14 protein-coding genes and 6 pseudogenes are annotated in these 16434 nt (G+C 70.7%); 10 read left to right on the plus strand and 10 right to left on the minus strand.

Annotated elements, in window-relative coordinates:
* Window positions 1–234 precede the first annotated feature (234 nt).
* From L2X98_RS20500 to L2X98_RS22195, 4 genes and pseudogenes are all read right to left on the minus strand, one after another.
* Window positions 235–333: pseudogene (locus tag L2X98_RS20500) on the minus strand (hypothetical protein); the annotation flags it as partial.
* A gap of 31 nt (window positions 334–364) precedes the next feature.
* A pseudogene (locus L2X98_RS07670) lies at window positions 365–1342 on the minus strand (FAD-dependent oxidoreductase); the annotation flags it as partial.
* Window positions 1339–2079 (minus strand): hypothetical protein, encoded by a 741-nt coding sequence (locus L2X98_RS22190; RefSeq protein WP_435526272.1) that lies wholly within the window; start codon window positions 2077–2079, stop codon window positions 1339–1341. The gene L2X98_RS22190 and the pseudogene L2X98_RS07670, both read right to left, overlap by 4 nt.
* Before the next feature lie 3 nt (window positions 2080–2082).
* Window positions 2083–2882: pseudogene (locus L2X98_RS22195) on the minus strand (dihydroxy-acid dehydratase domain-containing protein); the annotation flags it as partial.
* A 298-nt stretch (window positions 2883–3180) separates the two neighbouring features.
* Here L2X98_RS22195 and L2X98_RS07685 point away from each other — a divergent pair.
* The 3 genes from L2X98_RS07685 (at window position 3181) to L2X98_RS07695 (ending at window position 6861) form a co-directional block, all read left to right on the plus strand.
* Window positions 3181–4623 (plus strand): aldehyde dehydrogenase, encoded by a 1443-nt coding sequence (locus tag L2X98_RS07685; RefSeq protein WP_259612867.1) that lies wholly within the window; start codon window positions 3181–3183, stop codon window positions 4621–4623.
* Window positions 4624–4740: 117 nt separating this feature from the next.
* Window positions 4741–5865 carry an NDMA-dependent alcohol dehydrogenase gene (locus L2X98_RS07690; protein ID WP_259612868.1) on the plus strand — a complete coding sequence of 375 codons (1125 nt, stop codon included), beginning with the start codon at window positions 4741–4743 and terminating at the stop codon, window positions 5863–5865.
* A 270-nt stretch (window positions 5866–6135) separates the two neighbouring features.
* Window positions 6136–6861 carry a maleylpyruvate isomerase N-terminal domain-containing protein gene (locus L2X98_RS07695; protein ID WP_259612869.1) on the plus strand — a complete coding sequence of 242 codons (726 nt, stop codon included), beginning with the start codon at window positions 6136–6138 and terminating at the stop codon, window positions 6859–6861.
* 22 nt (window positions 6862–6883) lie between these two features.
* On the opposite strand, the gene L2X98_RS07700 is transcribed toward L2X98_RS07695, so the two are convergent.
* Window positions 6884–7687, minus strand: coding sequence for an IclR family transcriptional regulator domain-containing protein (locus L2X98_RS07700; RefSeq protein ID WP_259612870.1), 804 nt, complete (start codon window positions 7685–7687; stop codon window positions 6884–6886).
* Between the two features lie 240 nt (window positions 7688–7927).
* Here L2X98_RS07700 and L2X98_RS07705 point away from each other — a divergent pair, with 240 nt between their 5' ends.
* From L2X98_RS07705 to L2X98_RS07725, 6 genes and pseudogenes are all read left to right on the plus strand, one after another.
* Entirely contained in the window at window positions 7928–8281 is a 354-nt protein-coding gene (locus L2X98_RS07705; RefSeq protein WP_259612871.1) for a MaoC family dehydratase, read from the plus strand.
* Window positions 8278–9180 carry an SDR family NAD(P)-dependent oxidoreductase gene (locus tag L2X98_RS07710; protein WP_435526257.1) on the plus strand — a complete coding sequence of 301 codons (903 nt, stop codon included), beginning with the start codon at window positions 8278–8280 and terminating at the stop codon, window positions 9178–9180. Before L2X98_RS07705 ends, L2X98_RS07710 begins: the two co-directional genes overlap by 4 nt.
* Before the next feature lie 3 nt (window positions 9181–9183).
* Window positions 9184–9429 (plus strand): annotated as a pseudogene (locus L2X98_RS20510) (AMP-binding protein); the annotation flags it as partial.
* A gap of 16 nt (window positions 9430–9445) precedes the next feature.
* On the plus strand, window positions 9446–10786 hold the full coding sequence (locus L2X98_RS07715) for an AMP-binding protein (protein ID WP_259612872.1): 1341 nt from the start codon (window positions 9446–9448) through the stop codon (window positions 10784–10786).
* Window positions 10783–11658: an amidohydrolase family protein gene (locus L2X98_RS07720; protein ID WP_259612873.1), complete on the plus strand. Its 876-nt coding sequence runs from the start codon at window positions 10783–10785 to the stop codon at window positions 11656–11658. Before L2X98_RS07715 ends, L2X98_RS07720 begins: the two co-directional genes overlap by 4 nt.
* Entirely contained in the window at window positions 11655–12839 is a 1185-nt protein-coding gene (locus L2X98_RS07725) for an acyl-CoA dehydrogenase family protein (protein WP_259612874.1), read from the plus strand. Before L2X98_RS07720 ends, L2X98_RS07725 begins: the two co-directional genes overlap by 4 nt.
* A gap of 22 nt (window positions 12840–12861) precedes the next feature.
* On the opposite strand, the gene L2X98_RS07730 is transcribed toward L2X98_RS07725, so the two are convergent.
* The 4 genes and pseudogenes from L2X98_RS07730 to L2X98_RS07745 form a co-directional block, all read right to left on the minus strand.
* On the minus strand, window positions 12862–14028 hold the full coding sequence (locus L2X98_RS07730) for an aromatic amino acid ammonia-lyase (protein ID WP_259612875.1): 1167 nt from the start codon (window positions 14026–14028) through the stop codon (window positions 12862–12864).
* A pseudogene (locus L2X98_RS20515) lies at window positions 13991–14523 on the minus strand (aromatic amino acid lyase); the annotation flags it as partial. The pseudogene L2X98_RS20515 and the gene L2X98_RS07730, both read right to left, overlap by 38 nt.
* Before the next feature lie 134 nt (window positions 14524–14657).
* Complete coding sequence (locus tag L2X98_RS07740) at window positions 14658–15569, minus strand: LysR family transcriptional regulator (RefSeq protein ID WP_259612877.1); 912 nt, start codon at window positions 15567–15569, stop codon at window positions 14658–14660.
* A gap of 33 nt (window positions 15570–15602) precedes the next feature.
* Window positions 15603–15920 (minus strand): hypothetical protein, encoded by a 318-nt coding sequence (locus L2X98_RS07745; protein WP_259612878.1) that lies wholly within the window; start codon window positions 15918–15920, stop codon window positions 15603–15605.
* Here L2X98_RS07745 and L2X98_RS07750 point away from each other — a divergent pair.
* A pseudogene (locus L2X98_RS07750) lies at window positions 15823–16173 on the plus strand (ATP-binding cassette domain-containing protein); the annotation flags it as partial. The gene L2X98_RS07745 and the pseudogene L2X98_RS07750 sit on opposite strands and share 98 nt — an antisense overlap.
* A 29-nt stretch (window positions 16174–16202) precedes the next feature.
* Here the strand turns inward: L2X98_RS07750 and L2X98_RS07755 are convergent.
* Complete coding sequence (locus L2X98_RS07755; protein ID WP_259612879.1) at window positions 16203–16364, minus strand: hypothetical protein; 162 nt, start codon at window positions 16362–16364, stop codon at window positions 16203–16205.
* Between the last annotated feature and the right edge of the window lie 70 nt (window positions 16365–16434).

The following is a 16434-nucleotide window of genomic DNA, read 5'->3' on the forward strand; positions in this document are numbered from 1 at the left end:
GTGGGCAGCGCCGTGCCCAGGTACGCCCCCTCGCCCTCCAGCCGACGCTCGAGCTCGGCCACATCGACGGCGGCGGATGTCACGCCCGCACCGAGCGCCAGGTCGGCGGCGGTGCCCGCGGCCTGGCCCATGACGAAGCACGGGCCGGTGACCCGGCCGGAGGACTGGCCGCGCTGCGCTCATCGAGGCGCAGCGCCCGGCGACCAGGAGGTTGTCGACCTGCTGGGGCACCAGCATCCGGTAGGGCAGCTGGTTGAAGCCGCGCGAGTCGGCCGGCGCGAAGCGGAACTCGACGTCGCCGATCACATGCGCCTCGACCGGCCACCCGTTCACGCCGATGGTGTCGTCGAAGTCGGCGCAAGCCGAGCACGTCCTGCTCGGTCAGCTGGTAGGGCCCGACGATGCGCCGGGTCTCGCGGATGCCGATCTGCGGCGCGATGTCGACCACATAGGAGTCCTCGAAGCCGGGGGTGCGCTCGCGGATGAACGCGAACGTGTCGCGCACCTGACGGCGTCCCTGGATCTCGCCGCGGGTGAGCTGGCGCACGTCCGTCCCGTCGATGGCCGAGCCGTCCTCGTTCGAGAGCTGGGTCAGGTTGGAGCGCCACTCCAGCGGGTTGCGCTGCGGCCGGACGATCGGCTTCTTGCGCGGGAAGCTGTGCGTCCCGGCGGCCTCGGCGTCCTCCATCAGCGTCCGGATGGTCTTCCACGCCGGCCCGGCCTGCACCGGGTCGACGCCGTTGATCCGGAACATCAGCGACGGGTAGAGCAGGTGCTCGCTCCGCTCGAACGGGGCGCCGGCCCAGGCCGCGACATCCCCGTCGCCGGAGGCGTCGATGAAGAATCGTCCGCGCACCAGGCCGGCGCCGGACTTCGACTCGACCACCACGCCGTCGATGCGACCCAGATCGTCGTGCACGAGGCCCTGCACCGCCGCGTGGAAGAGCAGCTCGGCGCCGGAGGCGAGCACGAGATCGTCGGCGGCCATCTTGTAGGCGGAGATGTCGAACGCCTGCGCCATGATGCGGCCCTCCACCGACAGGTGCGGTTCGCTCAGCCCGTCCAGCCGCTCGAGGCGCTCCAGCAGCTCGTCGGCGTAGCCGCGGATGACGCGCACGTCCTCGCCGTGGACCCGGGCGTGCAGCCCGCAGAACGTGCTGAGTCCGCCCATCGTTCCGGCGCCGCCGAGGAACCCGTACCGCTCGATGAGCAGGGTCGAGCGGCCGACCCGGGCGGCTGCGGTGGCGGCCATGATCCCGGCGGGGCCGCCGCCGACGACGACGACCTCGTACTCGCCGATCACCGGCACCTCGCGTGCCGGCAGGGTCACGGTGGCGCTCATGCCGACGCCTCCGCCCCGGCGAACGGCGCACGGTCGTCGTTCTCGCACGCCCCGCAGGCCCGGCAGCCGAGCACCGCGCCGCAGGAGAGCGGCTGGACCAGCTCGCGGTACTGGTCGAGGTAGCCGCCGCCGGCGTCACGCTGCTCGGTGGGAGCGTAGGGCTCCCGGGCCGCGAGCTCGTCGGCCGGCACGCGCAGGTCGAGCGTCCCGGCGACCAGGTCGATGTGGATCACGTCCCCGTCGCGCACCCGGCCCAGCGGTCCGTCGGCGACGCCCTCGGGCGAGACCTCGCCCACGGTGATGCCCTGGTTGACCAGCCCGCTGAACTGCCCGTCGGTCACGAACGCGACCTTGTCGGCCAGCCCGCGGGCGTTCAGCGCGAAGATGAACGACGAGGTGAAGCCGAGGGCCGGCCCGCCGACGGCTCCGATCCCGCGGATCACCGCGACGTCGCCGGGCTCGAGCGTTCCGTCCGTGATCGCGGCGATCCCCTGCTCGCGGCTGCCGAACACCCGCGCCGGGCCGGTGAACTGCTTCGGACCGGGGTCGGGCACCGGGCGCTTGGCGACTCCGCCGCCCGGTGCGAGCGAGCCGCGCAGCACGACGATCGCCGGGTCGGTGCTGTACGGGCGGTCCAGCGACCGGATGATGCTCCCGTCCGCCGGGACCGCGGCATCCGCGTTCTCGGCGAGCGTCTTCCCGGTGACGGTCAGCTGCCCGCCGTCCAGCAGCGGCATCAGCTCGCGCAGCACGGTGGCCCCGCCGCCGGCGTCCTCGAACTCCTCGGTGAGGGTCGGTCCGTTCGGGCGCACCGCGCACAGCACCGGGGTGGACCGGCCGAGGACGCGGTACTCCTCCCACACGTCGATGTCGACGCGGGCTTCGACGGCGATCGCCTGCAGGTGCTTGATCGTGGTGGTCGAGCCGCCGACCGCGAGCATCGCGCGCACGGCGTTGCGCACCGAGCCGGCGGTGATGATGTCGCGGGGCGGATGTCGCGCTCGATCATCGCGACCAGGGCCGCCGCCGACCGGCGGACGCTGTCCCACATCGGCTCGCTGTTGGCCCGGACCGGGGCGGCGCCGGGCACCGCCATGCCGATGGCCTCGGCGACGATGTGCATCGAGTTGGCGGTCGCCAGTCCGGCGCACACCCCCGGTCCCAGGATCGCGTCGTCGGCCAGCTCCTGCAGCGCGTCGGTGGGCTCGTGGGTGACGGCGGCCATCGCCGCCTGCAGGAAGATCTCCTCGACATCGGCGGTGCGCCCCTCGGCGAGTCCGCTGTGCTGGTAGCCGCACGGGATGATCACCGTGGGCACGTTCAGCCGGCCGGCGGCCATCAGGTGGGCCGGGGTGGTCTTGTCGCACGAGCTGAGCGCGATGATCGCGTCCAGCTGGGCGCCCTCGACGGCGACCTCGACGTCGTTGACCATCAGGTCGCGGCTGGAGAGGATGTAGCTGCCGCCGCGTCCGGCGCTTGTGATGAAGTCGGACGGGGCCGCGGTGCGGATCTCGAACGGCAGGACGCCCAGCGCGCGCAAGCTCGGCCTTCAGCACCGGGACGATGTCATCCAGGTGCCCGAAGCAGGCGGCGAGGTCGGATGAGCTGTTCACGATCGCAACCTTGGGCTTATGCGAGCTCGTCGGCGCGGATCCCCAGCGGCCGCCATTCGGCGCGCCGCGCGATGCCCAGGGCGGAGGACGGGGAGAAGTTGCTGCGCAGTTCGGTCATGAGTCCCTCATCGACGTCGATGGTGTACGGATGCCGCCAGTGTACGCATTGCGGTCGCTTGGTCGCAATGCGTGACGTGCAGTCATTCTCGGTGTTAGCCTGCCCACGTGCCCGAAGCAACGAAGATTCAGGAACGCGTGTTCGCCGGCGGGGAGTACCTCGACTCCACCAGTGCCGAGCGGGTCACCGCCGCAAACCCGTACGACCGCACCGTGATCGGCCATGCGCCGGACGGCTCGCCCGAGGACGTCGACCGCGCCGTGCGCGCGGCGCGCGAGGCGTTCGACCACGGTCCATGGCCGCGCCTGTCCCCCGCCGAGCGCGGCGACTGGATCGACCGACTGGCCGACGAGCTCGAGGCGCGCGCCGGTGAGATCGCCGCGTTCGTCACGGACGAGGTGGGCCAGCCCATCTCGGTCGCGCGCTTCATGAACGGCATCCGTCCCGTCCAGCATCTGCGCTACTACGCGCGTCTGGCGCGCGAGCTCATGGTCGAGCAGGAGCGCGAGAACGTGGACCGCGACGGCACCACGCTGCACCTGCGGCAGCCGCTGGGCGTGGCTGCCCTGATCGTGCCGTGGAACCACCCGCAGTCCTCGACCACGCTCAAGCTCGGCCCCGCACTGGCGGCCGGCTGCACCGTGGTGATCAAGCCGGCGGCCGAATCGCCGCTGGACATCTTCGCGCTGGCCCGGGCCGCCCAGACGATCGGCCTGCCGCCCGGGGTCGTCAACATCGTCACCGGCGGCCGCGAGACCGGGCAGGCGCTGGTCGCACACCCGGGCGTGGACAAGGTCGCCTTCACCGGGTCCAGCGCCGCCGGCCGTCACATCGCCTCGGTGGCCGGACAGCGACTGATCCCGGCCACGCTCGAGCTCGGCGGCAAGTCGGCGGCCGTCATCCTCGACGACGCCGACCTGGACGCCGTGCTGGCAAGCCTGCGGGTGGCCTCCTTCGGCAACACCGGGCAGAACTGCAATGCGCTCTCGCGCGTGCTGGTCCCGGCATCCCGCTACGACCGCACGGTCGAGGCGCTCGTCGACCTCGCCCGCGACCTGCGGGTGGGCGATCCGAAGGACCCGGCGACCGAGATCGGGCCGCTGGTCTCGCAGCGCGCGCTGACCCGGGTCACCGGCATGGTCGACGAGGCGCGGGCGACCGGGGCGACGGTGCTCGCCGGCGACACCGCGGCGCCGACGGACGGCTGGTTCTACGCTCCGCGGATCATCACCGGCGCCGACCCGGACAGCCCGATCGCGCAGCACGAGATCTTCGGCCCGGTGCTCTCAGTGCATCCCTACGTCGACGTCGACGATGCCGTCCGCATCGCGAACGCGACGCGCTACGGCCTGGGCGGTGCCGTCTTCAGCGCCGACGAGGGCAGAGCCCTGGAGGTCGCGCGGCGGGTCAAGACCGGATCGATCGGCCTGAACGGGTACCGGCCCGACCTCGGCTCGCCGTACGGTGGCGTGCGCGACTCCGGCGTCGGGCGCGAGTTCGGCCCGGAGGCGATCGAGAACTACCGCGAGAGCACGTCGGTCTTCCGCTGACGCCTTCCGCTGACGCCTTCCGAGCGGGGCGGATGCCGGGGCTCCCGCATCCGCCGTGTTTCAGGTAGCCTGAGATTGAGCGTCGATGCTCACCAGCAATGGTCCGAAGGAGGAGCAATGCCCATCACGTCCCGCGCCGCGATCGTGCGCGAAGTCCCCGGCGAGTTCGAACTGGCCGATGTCCTGGTCGACGAGCCGAGGCAGAACGAGATCCGGGTGCGGATGGTCGCCGCCGGCATGTGCCACTCGGACTACCACATGATGACCGGCGACAGCGTGGCCGGACACCTGCCGATGGTGTGCGGACACGAGGGCACCGGCATCGTCGAGTCGGTCGGGCCGAACACGCCGGGCTGGGAGGTCGGCGAGGCCGTCGTGTTCACCTGGATCCCCAGCTGCGGCAAGTGCCGCTGGTGCACCTCGGGCATGACGAATCTGTGCGACCGTGGCCGCTACCTGCTGGCCGGGCACCGGTTCGACGACGAGGACAGCTACCGGTTCGCGCTGCCGGACGGCACGCCCGTCGGCCAGATGTGCCAGGTCGGGTCGTTCTCGGAGCACACCCTGGTCTCGGTGGACTCGGCGATCAAGCTGCCCGCCGGCGCCGATCTGGAGAAGGTCTGGCTGCTGGGCTGCGGTGTGGGCACCGGATGGGGCAGCGCCGTGTACGCCGCCGAGACGCAGCCGGGCGACGTGGTGATAGTGATGGGCGTGGGCGGTGTCGGCATCAACGCCGTGCAGGGCGCGCATCACGCCGGCGCGGTCGCGGTGATCGCCGTGGACCCAGTCGAGTTCAAGCGCGAGTCGGCGCTGCGGCTGGGCGCCACGCACGCGTTCGCGACGATGGACGAGGCGGCCGACTTCGCCCGCTCGATCACGAACGGCCAGGGCGCCGACCGGTCGATCGTGACCATCGGGGTGGTGCGCGGCTCGCATGTGGCCGAGGCGGTCTCGGCGATCCGCAAGGGCGGGGTGGCGGTGGTCACCGGGATCGCGCCCGACGACGAGACCGGCATCCCGATCAGCCCGCTCGAGCTCACCCGCTACCAGAAGCGCATCCAGGGCACGATCTACGGACACGCCAACCCGCAGGCCGATGTGCCCCGCCAGCTGCAGATGTACGACGCGGGCCAGCTCAAGCTCGACGAGCTGATCACCCGGATGTATCCGCTCGAGGACATCAACCAGGGCTACCGGGACATGATCGAGGGCCGCAACATCCGCGGCGGCATCCTCTTCTGATCCCGCCTCGCGCCTCCCCCGTCTCCCTCCCGTCAGTCGCCGACTTGTCAGAATCGGCTGCTTTGAGCGCGGCCATAGCGACCACTTGTGACGGGTCACGCCTCGGAGGCGGTCGGGAGGGGCAGGGCGCGAGCCGGGCGCAGCCAGCGGACTGCCGCGTTAGGATCGCCGCAGACCCGTGCCGGCACGAAGACGCCTCGTCCGTCAGCCGGACGCGGGTCGAAGGAGAGGAGTCGCCCGCACATGCGCGGAGACGTCGATGACATACGGGTGGCTCTCCTCGCTCGGGTGACCGCCGCCTTCGACGCGGAGATCGAGCACCATGCGCCGACGGCCTCGATCGCCTGGGATGCCTGGCCGACGGTTTCGGATCTGATCGGTCACCTGGGGCAGATCCACCTGTGGGCGGCCCGGATCGTGAGAACCGGGAACAACGTGCCCCGGAAGACGCTGCCGCCGCCACCGGTCGGAGACAGGCGACGGTGGTACGGGGACTGCCGGCGCGAACTGCTGGCGGCGCTGACGGAGACGCCGCCCGAGCGCCCGTGCTGGGTGCTGGGTGAGTCCGCGGAGGGCGAGGCGCGCTTCTGGAGCCGGCGCCTCGTCTATGAGAGCGTCAAGCACCTCACGGATCTGCGCGCCGCCGGCGGCGCATCATGGCGCCCCGCGCCCGAACTCGCACCGGTCGACTACGCAGACGGGATCGACGAGCTGTTCGAGGTGTTCCTCCCGCGGAGTCGCCCGTCGCTGGACCCGCTGCCGGAGCCCGTGACGCTCGCCGCCACCGACATCGATCGCACGTGGACGATCGCCCGGGATTGGCGTGCAGCCGACGCCGCACCGGCGGCGGGAGGGTCCAGGGTCACTGCTTCCGTCGCCGATCTCGCGCTGTTCATGTGGGAGCGCGCCGATCCGGGCCGCCAACCGGAGCGGTTTCTCATCGAGGGCGGGGATGCCGCGGTCGCGGCGCTCGCGAACGCGTCCGTGCACCCCTGACGAAGCCGTGGGACCGGCCCGGTCAGGGGGCGGGGCGGTAGAGGTGGGGGTTCGCGCCGAGGTAGCCGCGCGCGATGCGGTCGGCGGCGACGCGCAGCACCGGCACGACGTCACGGGTGAGGGATGCCTCGTCCTGCCGCACCGTGGTCGAGGACACCCCGAGCGCCCCGACCGCTTCGCCGCCCACGGTGATCGGCACGGCGGCTGCGACCATGCCGGGGTTCAGCTCCTCGATCGACACGTCGTAGCCCTGGGTGCGCACCTGCGCGATCCGCGCGCGCAGGGCCGCGGCATCCGTGATCGTGTGCGGGGTGTGCGGCTCCCAGTCGACCTCGGCCAGGGCGCGGGCGAGCGCGGCCTCGCCGAGTCCCGCCAGCAGCACCTTGCCCACGGCGGTGGCCGACGCGGGCAGGCTCATCCCGACCCTCACCGCCCCGGGCAGCGGGCGGTGATCCTCGACGCGCGCGACGTGGATCACATCCGCGCCGCTGAGCACCCCCAGACTGCACGTCTCGCCGAGCTGGGCGACCACGTCGTCCATCGCGGGGCGGGCGATCTCGGGCAGCGACGAGTCGGCGAAGTACGCGGCACCGAGCTCAAGGATGCGCGGGGTCAGACTCCACAGGCCGCGCTGCCCGCGCATGTAGCCGAGGTGCTCGAAGGTCAGCAGGATGCGGCGCACCACCGGCCGCGGCAGACCCGCACGGGCCGCGATGTCGCTCGCCGACAGGGGCGCCGAGCGCCCGTCGAAGACACGCAGCACGGCGATGCCGCGCTCGATGCTCTGCACGCGGTCGCGCGATCGCTCTGTACGCTCTGCGGTCACGGCCTCATCCTAGGGTGCGCACCGGTGGCGGGATGCCGCGGTCTGGCGCGTCCGCCCATTATCAGGTAGCCTGATACTCAGAGCGAAGATGCTCCGCGTGCGAACGCGATGCGACGAGGCGAGAGAGGCACCATGGCCGAGAACCCCGTGTCCGTGACGATCGACGAGCTGCCCAGTTGGCGGGCCGCACGTTCGGTCCGTCCAGCTGGAAGACGATCACGCAGGAGGAAGTGAACCTCTATGCGCAAGCTGTCGGGCGACGACAATCCCATCCACGTGGATGCCGACTTCGCGGCGGCCACGCCGTTCGGCACCCGCATCGTGCACGGACTGCTCACCCTGAGCCTGGTCGTCCCGCTGATGCGCGAGGTGTTCACGATCACCGAGGTGGGGATGGGCATCAACTACGGCCTGAACCGCGTGCGCTTCCCCTCGCCGGTGCCGGTGGGCTCGCGCATCCGCGTGACCGGCGAGGTCTCCAATGTGACCGAGGTCGCCGGCGGCTGGCAGATCGAGGTGCCGATCACGTTCGAGATCGAGGGCGGCGCCAAGCCGGCGTGCGTGGCCGAGCTCGTCCTGAGGTACTACAAGTGAGCGCGCCGATCCGCCTGGACGGCAAGGTCGCCATCGTCACCGGCGCCGGCCGCAGCCTCGGCCGCGCCTACGCCCTCGCCCTGGCCGACGCCGGCGCCGCCGTGGTCGTCAACGACGTCGACCCCGAGACCGCCGCGCAGACCGTGGCCGACATCGAGGCCGCCGGCGGCCGTGCCACTGCCGTGGTCGCCCCGGTCGGGCCGACCGAGACCGCCGACGCGCTGGTGGCGGCGGCCGTGGGCGAGTTCGGCCGGCTCGACGTCCTGGTCGCCAACGCCGGCGTGCTCCGCGACCGCGTGCTGTGGAAGATGGGGGACGACGACTTCGACCTGGTCATCGAGACCCACCTGCGCGGCACGTTCACCTGCGGGCGCGCGGCCGCGACCCGCCTGCGCGAACAGGGCACCGGTGGCCGCATCATCCTGATCGGCTCGCCGGCCGGACAGTTCGGCAGCTTCGGCCAGACGAACTACGCCGCCGCGAAGGCCGGCCTGGTCGCGATGGCCCGCACCTGGTCGCTGGAGCTGGCCCGAGCCGGGATCACCGCCAACGCGGTGATCCCCACCGCCCTGTCGCCGATGACCGCCACGATCCCCGCGTACACCCAGGTGTACGAGGACTATGTCGCCGGGGCCGACATCCCCACCGAGTATCGCCGCGATCACGCCCTCGGCACCCCGGAGGACGTGGCATCCCTCATCGTCTGGCTCGCATCGGATGCCGCCGCCGACGTCACCGGTCAGGCCATCGGCATCGGCGGCGACCGACTGACCCTGTACTCCCACCCCGCCGTGCTGCGCACGCTCGACGAGGACGGCGGGTGGAGCCCGGATCAGATCGACGAGGCATGGCACGCCGACCTGGCCGCGCACGCCCAGCACTCCGGGCCGCAGGATTGACCCATGCGAGCACACTACGCAGACCTGTGGCAGGCCGTCGCACGCGCCCTGCCCGACCGCACGGCCCTGCAGAGCATCGACGGCGAGCGCTGGACGTATGAGCGCTTCGCCCGCGAGTCCGGCGCCCTGGCGGCATCCCTGGGCGCGCACGGCGTGCGCCCGGGCGATGCCGTCGCGATCCTTCTGTACAACCGTCCCGAGTTCCTGATCACGTTCTTCGCCTGCCTGGCCAGCGGGATGATCCCGGTGCCGCTGAACTACCGGCTTGCGCGCGGGCGAGGTCGCCGCACTGCTGGACGACTCCGGCGCCGCGGTGCTGATCCACCCGACCTCGCTCACGCCGGTGGCGACGGATGCCGCGGCCCAGGCCGCCGGCGACGTGCTGCTGAGCGTCGTCGACGACGACACCGCGCCCGCGCCGGGTCTGAGCTGGGCGGACGCGGTCGCCGGCGACACCCCGCTGCCGCCGGCCGCCCCGGACGGCGCCGAGCTGTGGATCTACACCGGCGGGACGACCGGCCGCCCCAAGGCGGTGCGCTGGGACGAGCAGGACATGTTCGAGGTGCAGATGTTCGCCACCTACTCGCTCTCCGAGCGCCCGTGGCCGCACACCCTCGACGAGGCCGTGGCCATCGCGAGCGACCGCTCGTATCCGCCGATGGTGAACCTGCCGTTGGCGCCGTTCATGCACGGCACGGCGCTGACGACGTCGATGAACACCCTCACGATCGGCGGCACCGTGCTGATCACCGGCTCGGCCCGGCTGGACGCCGAAGCCGCCGTGCGATTCGCCAACGTTGCGCACGCGACCCGGGTGATCGTCGCCGGCGACGCGGTGACCATCCCGCTGGTCGACGCCGCCGAGCGGCTGGGCGTGCGTCTGGAGACGGTCACGTCGGTGATGAGCTCGGGCATGCGGTTCAGCCCGGAGAGCAAGCGCCGGCTGCACGAGCTCGGCGATCTTTCCATCTTCGACCTGCTGGCCTCGACCGAGGGCGGCGGGTTCGCCGTGACCACCACGACCGGCGTCGACAATCTGCCGGGGCGGCCGCAGCTGTTCCCGACCGCGGTCGTGCTGGACGAGCAGCGGCACGAGATCCAGGACCGGCCCGGGGCGCTGGGCGTGCTCGCCCAGCGCGGCGCACTGCCGCTGGGCTACCACGGCGACGCCGAGAAGACGGCGGCCACCTTCCCTATCATCGACGGCGTCCGTCACGTGGTGCCCGGCGACTGGGTCCGGGTGGAGGACGACCGTCACATCGAGTTCCTCGGCCGCGGCAGCGGCGTCATCAACACCGGCGGCGAGAAGGTCTACCCGCTCGAGGTCGAGGAGGCGCTGCTGTCCCATCCCGCCGTGGCGGACGCGGTCGTGCTCGGCGCCCCGGACCCCCGGTTCGGCGAGGTCGTGACGGCGGTGGTGCAGCGCGGAGCGGACGTCACCCCGGACGAGCTGCTCGCCCACGTGGACAGCCTGCTGGCCGGGTACAAGAAGCCGCGGCACATCCTGTTCCGCGCCTCCATGGACCGCACGCCCACCGGCAAGGTCGACATCGGCTCGCTCCGGGACGAGGTCGTGCGCGATCGCAACCAGAAGGGGTCCGCATGACCGATCTCGACCGCATCCGCGCCATTGACACCCATGTGCACATCCAGGTCGATGACAGCGGCCACTTCGGCGCATCCGACGAGCAGCGCGAGGCGATGGACCGCTACTTCGGCAGCGGCGAGCCGACCCGCACCGTCGATGAGACCGCCGCGTACTACCGCGAGCGCGACATGATGGCCGTGGTGTTCACGGTGGATGCCACCACCAACACCGGTCATGCCCCGAACAGCATCGACGACATCGTGGCGGGCGCGGCGCGCAACGCCGACACCCTCATCGCGTTCGGGTCGGTCGATCCGCTGCAGGGCGACGCGGCGCTGGCCGAACTGCACCGGCAGGCCGGCGACCTCGGGGTGCGGGGGTTCAAATTCCATCCGACGGTGCAGGGCTTCGACCCGTCGGCGCCCGAGTTCGACCCGCTGTTCGCCGCCATCGAGCAGCTGCGTCTGCCGATCGTCGTGCACACCGGGCAGACCGGGGTGGGTGCAGGCGTCCCGGGAGGACTGGGTCTGCGGCTGGGCCTGTCCAACCCGATGCTGCTGGACGACGTCGCGGCACGGCATCCGGAACTCCCCATCATCCTGGCGCACCCCAGCGTCCCATGGCAGGACGAGGCGATCTCGATCGCGACGCACAAGGCGAACGTGTGGATCGACCTGTCCGGGTGGTCGCCGAAGTACTTCAGCCCGGCGCTGGTGCGCGCCACCCGCACCTATCTGAAGCACAAGATGCTCTTCGGCTCGGACTTCCCGGCGCTCACCCCCGACCGCTGGCTGCGCGACTTCGCCGGGCTCGAGCTGCCCGACGAGGTGGTCCGGCTCGTGCTCAAGGACAACGCCGTGCGCCTGCTGGGGCTCGAAGGGGGATCATGACCGACGGCCCCGTGGAACTGGACTATCCCGGAGACCTGCTCGGCTTCGCCGACGATCTGACCGCCGCCGAGAAGGCGAAGCTGGCCGAGCTGCGCGCGTACTTGGACGAGAACGTGCGTCCGGTACTCGTGGAGCGGTGGGAACGCGGCGACAACCTCGCCGACTTCCGCCGTCCTCTGGCCGCGCTCGATCTGCTCGATGCGCCCGAGCTCCTCGACGACGAGGGGATGCTGCGCCCGCTGTACCGCGGATTCGTCACCCTCGAGCTGTGCCGGCTCGACCTGGCCATGTCGATCACGTACGGCGGCCAGGTGGGCATGTTCCGCACCCTCGTCCACGCCGGCGGCAAGCCGGAGCAGATCGCCGCCTGGGACACCGGCATCCTGGACTTCAGCTTCACCGGATGCTTCGCCCTGAGCGAGCCGGACCACGGCTCGGATGTCGCCGGCGGGATGGCCACGACAGCGCGGCGCACCGCGGACGGCTGGGTGATCGACGGCGCCAAGCGCTGGATCGGCAACGCCACGATCTCGGACAACCTCGTCATCGTCGCCCGCGAGGCCGACGGGGATCGTGTGCTCGCGTTCGTCGTGCCCGCCGACTCTCCGGGCGTGCGCCGCACCGTGATCGCGCACAAGGGCGCGGCACGGCTCGTGCACAACGCCGACATCCTGCTCGAGGGCGTGCTCGTGCCCGAGGAACGACGCCTGCCGCGGATCGAGGGGTTCCGCGACATCAACCGGGCATTCCGCCGGCTGCGCGCCGACATCGCCTGGAGTTCGGCTGGTATGCAGTTGGGGGCATATGTCGCGGCCCTGCACTATGCGCAGCACCGCGAGCAGTTCGGACGCCCCATCGCCGGCTTCCAGCTGATCCAGGACAAGCTCGTGCAGATCGTCGGCAACATCGCCCAGACGCTCGCGCTCGCGGTGCGCACGACGACCCATCCGATCGCCGACGACGTGTCGGCGAGCCTGGTCAAGCGCGTCGCCGCCGACCGTCTGCGCGAGTCGGTCGCGCTGGCCCGCGAGACGATGGGCGGCAACGGCATCCTGCTCACCGGCGACGCGATGCGCTTCTTCGGCGACGCCGAGGCGATGTACACGTTCGAGGGCACCCGCGAGATCAACACGCTCATCGTCGGCCGGGCACTGACCGGGCACAGCGCGTTCGTCCGCTGACCGCAGCCGGCCTGTGCGCCGATCAGCGATCGTCGTGTGCGCGGAGCTTTCGGTTCACGGCATCGACGGAACGCAGTATGGACCCGTCCGTGTCGAGCCCGGCGATCAGGCCCTCGACCATCGGCTGGACCAGCTGATCCATGTCGTTGAACATCAGCGGTCCGTCGCCGATCTGCTTCGGCGTCGCCGCAGCGCGCGCCGCCTCATACAGTCCGATCGTGGCGGGCGAGAGGATCTCCCGGGCGTCGTAGGTGTCGCGCATCTGCTTCGCCCTCAGCTCGACCGCCTGCACCGCCACGAACAGCGAGACCGCCAGGAAGTGCGTGAAGACGTCGAGGGTCTCACGTGCAAGGTTGGCCGAGTTCATCGCCTGGCTGTTCACGTTCTGGTTGAACTGCTCCGCATGGGTGGGGAAGCGGTCGACGATCGACTGCCCGTAGAAGCCCATCAGCGGCATCATCTGATTGACCGCCACTTGCAGCGACTTCAGCCCCACGCTCATGCCGTCCATGTGCCCGGTCAACGACGGTGCCAGACCGTGGTTGAACTCGGGTGCCATCAGCAGCGCCGTCTGCACGTCGATGTGCTTCGCCATCAGTCCCAGGTGGTACCGCAGCTGGTCCATCGCGACGCCGGTGTACTGGGCGAGGAAGTTCCCGGTGTGCAGGATCTCGCCGCGCTCCCCGTCGACGAGGGGGTTGTCGCTCGCGCTGTTGGACTCCACCTCGATCTGGCGCTTGACCGTCACCATCCCGTCCACGATGGGTCCGATGTACTGCGGCAGGCACCGCAGCGAGTACCGGTCCTGGATGAGCACCCCCTCCGGGCGATCGCGCGCACCCCCTTCCTCGTTGCGGATGGCCGCCGAACCGGTCACGAGATCGATCATCGCGGCGGCCGTGAAAATCTGGCCCGGGTGCGGCTTGACCGCCTGCACGAACGGGGCGAAGCTCTGGTCCGTCGCCAACAGCGCCTGGGCGTACAGCGCATGCACGCCGAAGCCGACGGAAGCCAGGTCGAAGGCACGGTTCACCGCGACAGCCGCTACCGCGGTGCACGCTGCCGTTCCGTTGTTCAGCGCGAGCCCCTCCTTCGGCTTGGAGCTCGAGGGGCTCCAGGCCGAGTCGTGCGAGAACGGTGAGCGCGTCCAACTCCTCCCCCTCGTAGTCCACGAGGAACCCGGCGTCAAGCCCGAGGATCGCGCCCGCGATGTAGCTCAGCGGCACGAGGTCGCCGCTGGCTCCGATCGAGCCTCGCTGGTACACCTGCGGCACGGCGTCCGCATTCAGGAATGTCGCGTACCGCTGGACGATCTCGAGGCGGATTGCCGATGCCCCCTTCACGAGCGAATTCGCGCGCAGCGCATCGCCGCGCGCACCTCCTCGGCGGGAAGCCGCGGCCCGGTCGCCGTCTTGTGCTGCCAGAGCGCCAGTCGCTCGAGCTCGACGAGCTGGTCGGCCGGCACGTGGTGGTCGGCCATGGCGCCGAACAGGGTCGAGACCCCGTAGACCGCCTCACCGCGGGCCAGCGCATCACGCACGACGTCCCTCGACCGCTCCATCCGTGCCCGCACGTCCGGATCGCCGGTGATCTCCACCGGTTCGCCATTGGCCACAGCGGCGATCTGCTCGACCGAGAGCCCCTCACCCGAGATGATGACAGTCATAATCCATCCGTTCCGCATCGGTGCCCGGACCTTCGTCGGTCCGGGACAGGCGAATCACGCCTCCCTGCGATCGTGCCCCGGCCGACAGCGCGGACGGAAACAGCGAGTGCGTCCGGATAGACAATCCCGAGTTGTGAAAGGGATCGGCCGTGTCAGCGGCCGGGATGCTCGATCGATGACACGAGTGCGGTCTCCCGCTCTCGCACGCGGCGTGCCGCGTCGACGAAGTCGCGGATGAGCGGACTCTCCTGATCAGCCCGCCACGCGATCGCGCACTCGGTGCCGGGGACATCCCGGATCGGGACGAACCGGACATCCGGATGCGGGGTCAGCCGGGCCGCACAGGCGGACGAGATGCTCAGGGCACGTCCGGAGGCGACGATCTCGATCTCCTCGGCGTGGGAACGGGCGAGGATCGGGGCAGGCATGGGGGTCGCGCGATGATCGGCCAGGGTCCAGAACCGGTGATAGCGCTCATCGGTGGCGTTGCTGACCGTGATCCGCTCGCCGAGCAGCTCCGCGACCGCGACATCCGGCTGCGCGGCGATGGGATGGCGGGACGGTACGACCACGACGCGGGGCTCCACGAAAAGTCGCTCGGTGCGCAGTCCGGGAACGTCGATGGGAAGGCGCACGACGGCGACGTCCGAGGAGCGGTCGGCCAGGCCCGCACTCGGGTCGGCGAATGTGAACTGTCGCGTCACGATCTCGGAGCCCGGTCGCGCGTGGCGGAACTCCGCCAGTATCGGCTCGGTCAGTTCCAAGGCACCGAGCACGATGAGACCGAGCTGCAGGATCCCCGGGTCGCCGCGGATCGCCTCCACACCGGCATCCAGCTCGGCGAGTGCTCGGCGGCAGGCCTGCACGAACAGCTCGCCGGCCGGCGTCAGTTCGACGGCGCGGGTCGTGCGCGTGAACAGCGTGACCCCGACCTCGGCCTCGAGCGTGGCGATCTGCTTGCTCAGCGCCTGCTGCGAGACGAACAGCTTGCGCCGCGGTACGCCCGAAGTGCAGGTTGTCGGCCAGCGCGACGAACGCGCGGAGGCGCCGGATCGAATCCACAACCATTGATTGTACATCCGGGCAGAGAAGCTGTTTCAGATCCCGCTCCCGCCGCGCAATGATGGCCCAAAGCCGATGTCGTCTGAGCAGAAGTGGTGACCCACCGTGACACAGCGCAGTCGCTCCACATCCCGCCCCGCGCACGTGGTGACGAGCAGCGAGGGAACACCGCTGCTCGAGCTCTCCGACATCCGGGTGTCCTTCGGCCACGTCACCGTCGTGAACGAGGTGTCGCTGGATGTCCACGCCGGCGAGGTGATCGCGCTGATCGGGCCCAGCGGCGCGGGAAAGAGCACCCTGCTCGCGAGCATCAACCGCTTGGAATCGCCGGACTCGGGGACGATGAGCTTCAACGGGCGCATCGTCGGCTCGGATCGCCGCTCCCTGAACGCCCTCCGCCGCGATGTCGGCATGGTGTTCCAGCAGTTCAACCTCTTCCCGCATCTGACCGCGTACGAGAACGTGATGCTCGCCCAGATGCACACGCTGGGCAGATCCAAGGCGGACGCACGCATCCGGGCCGAGCAGGAGCTGACGCGTGTGGGTCTGGCCGAACACGCCGACAAGAAGCCCGCGCAGTGCTCAGGAGGTCAGCAGGAGCGCATCGCGATCGCCCGCGCTCTGGCGATGGATCCTCAGCTCATGCTCTTCGACGAGCCGACCGCCTCCCTGGACCCCGAGCTCAGCGTCGAGGTGCTCAGCACGATGCGCCGGCTCGCGGACGAGGGGATGACGATGATCGTCTGCACCCACGAGATGCAGTTCGCCGAGGACGTGTCCGACCGGGTGATCTTCATGTGCGACGGAGCGCTCCTCGAGGAGGGCCCGCCTGAGATCCTGCTGCGCACCCCCAGCACGCCCGCATCC

Origin of the sequence: Microbacterium elymi (assembly GCF_021582895.2) — a bacterium.
Taxonomy (GTDB): domain Bacteria; phylum Actinomycetota; class Actinomycetes; order Actinomycetales; family Microbacteriaceae; genus Microbacterium; species Microbacterium humicola.

Bases quoted from the DNA above. Each gene is read 5' to 3' on its own strand.
- L2X98_RS07690 (WP_259612868.1), top strand. From the start codon at position 4,741: ATGCCCATCACGTCCCGCGCCGCGATCGTGCGCGAAGTCCCCGGCGAG.
- L2X98_RS07705 (WP_259612871.1), top strand. From the start codon at position 7,928: ATGCGCAAGCTGTCGGGCGACGACAATCCCATCCACGTGGATGCCGAC.
- L2X98_RS07725 (WP_259612874.1), top strand. From the start codon at position 11,655: ATGACCGACGGCCCCGTGGAACTGGACTATCCCGGAGACCTGCTCGGC.
- L2X98_RS07720 (WP_259612873.1), top strand. From the start codon at position 10,783: ATGACCGATCTCGACCGCATCCGCGCCATTGACACCCATGTGCACATC.
- L2X98_RS22190 (WP_435526272.1), bottom strand. From the start codon at position 2,079: ATGCCGCTGCTGGACGGCGGGCAGCTGACCGTCACCGGGAAGACGCTC.
- L2X98_RS07755 (WP_259612879.1), bottom strand. From the start codon at position 16,364: ATGAAGATCACCCGGTCGGACACGTCCTCGGCGAACTGCATCTCGTGG.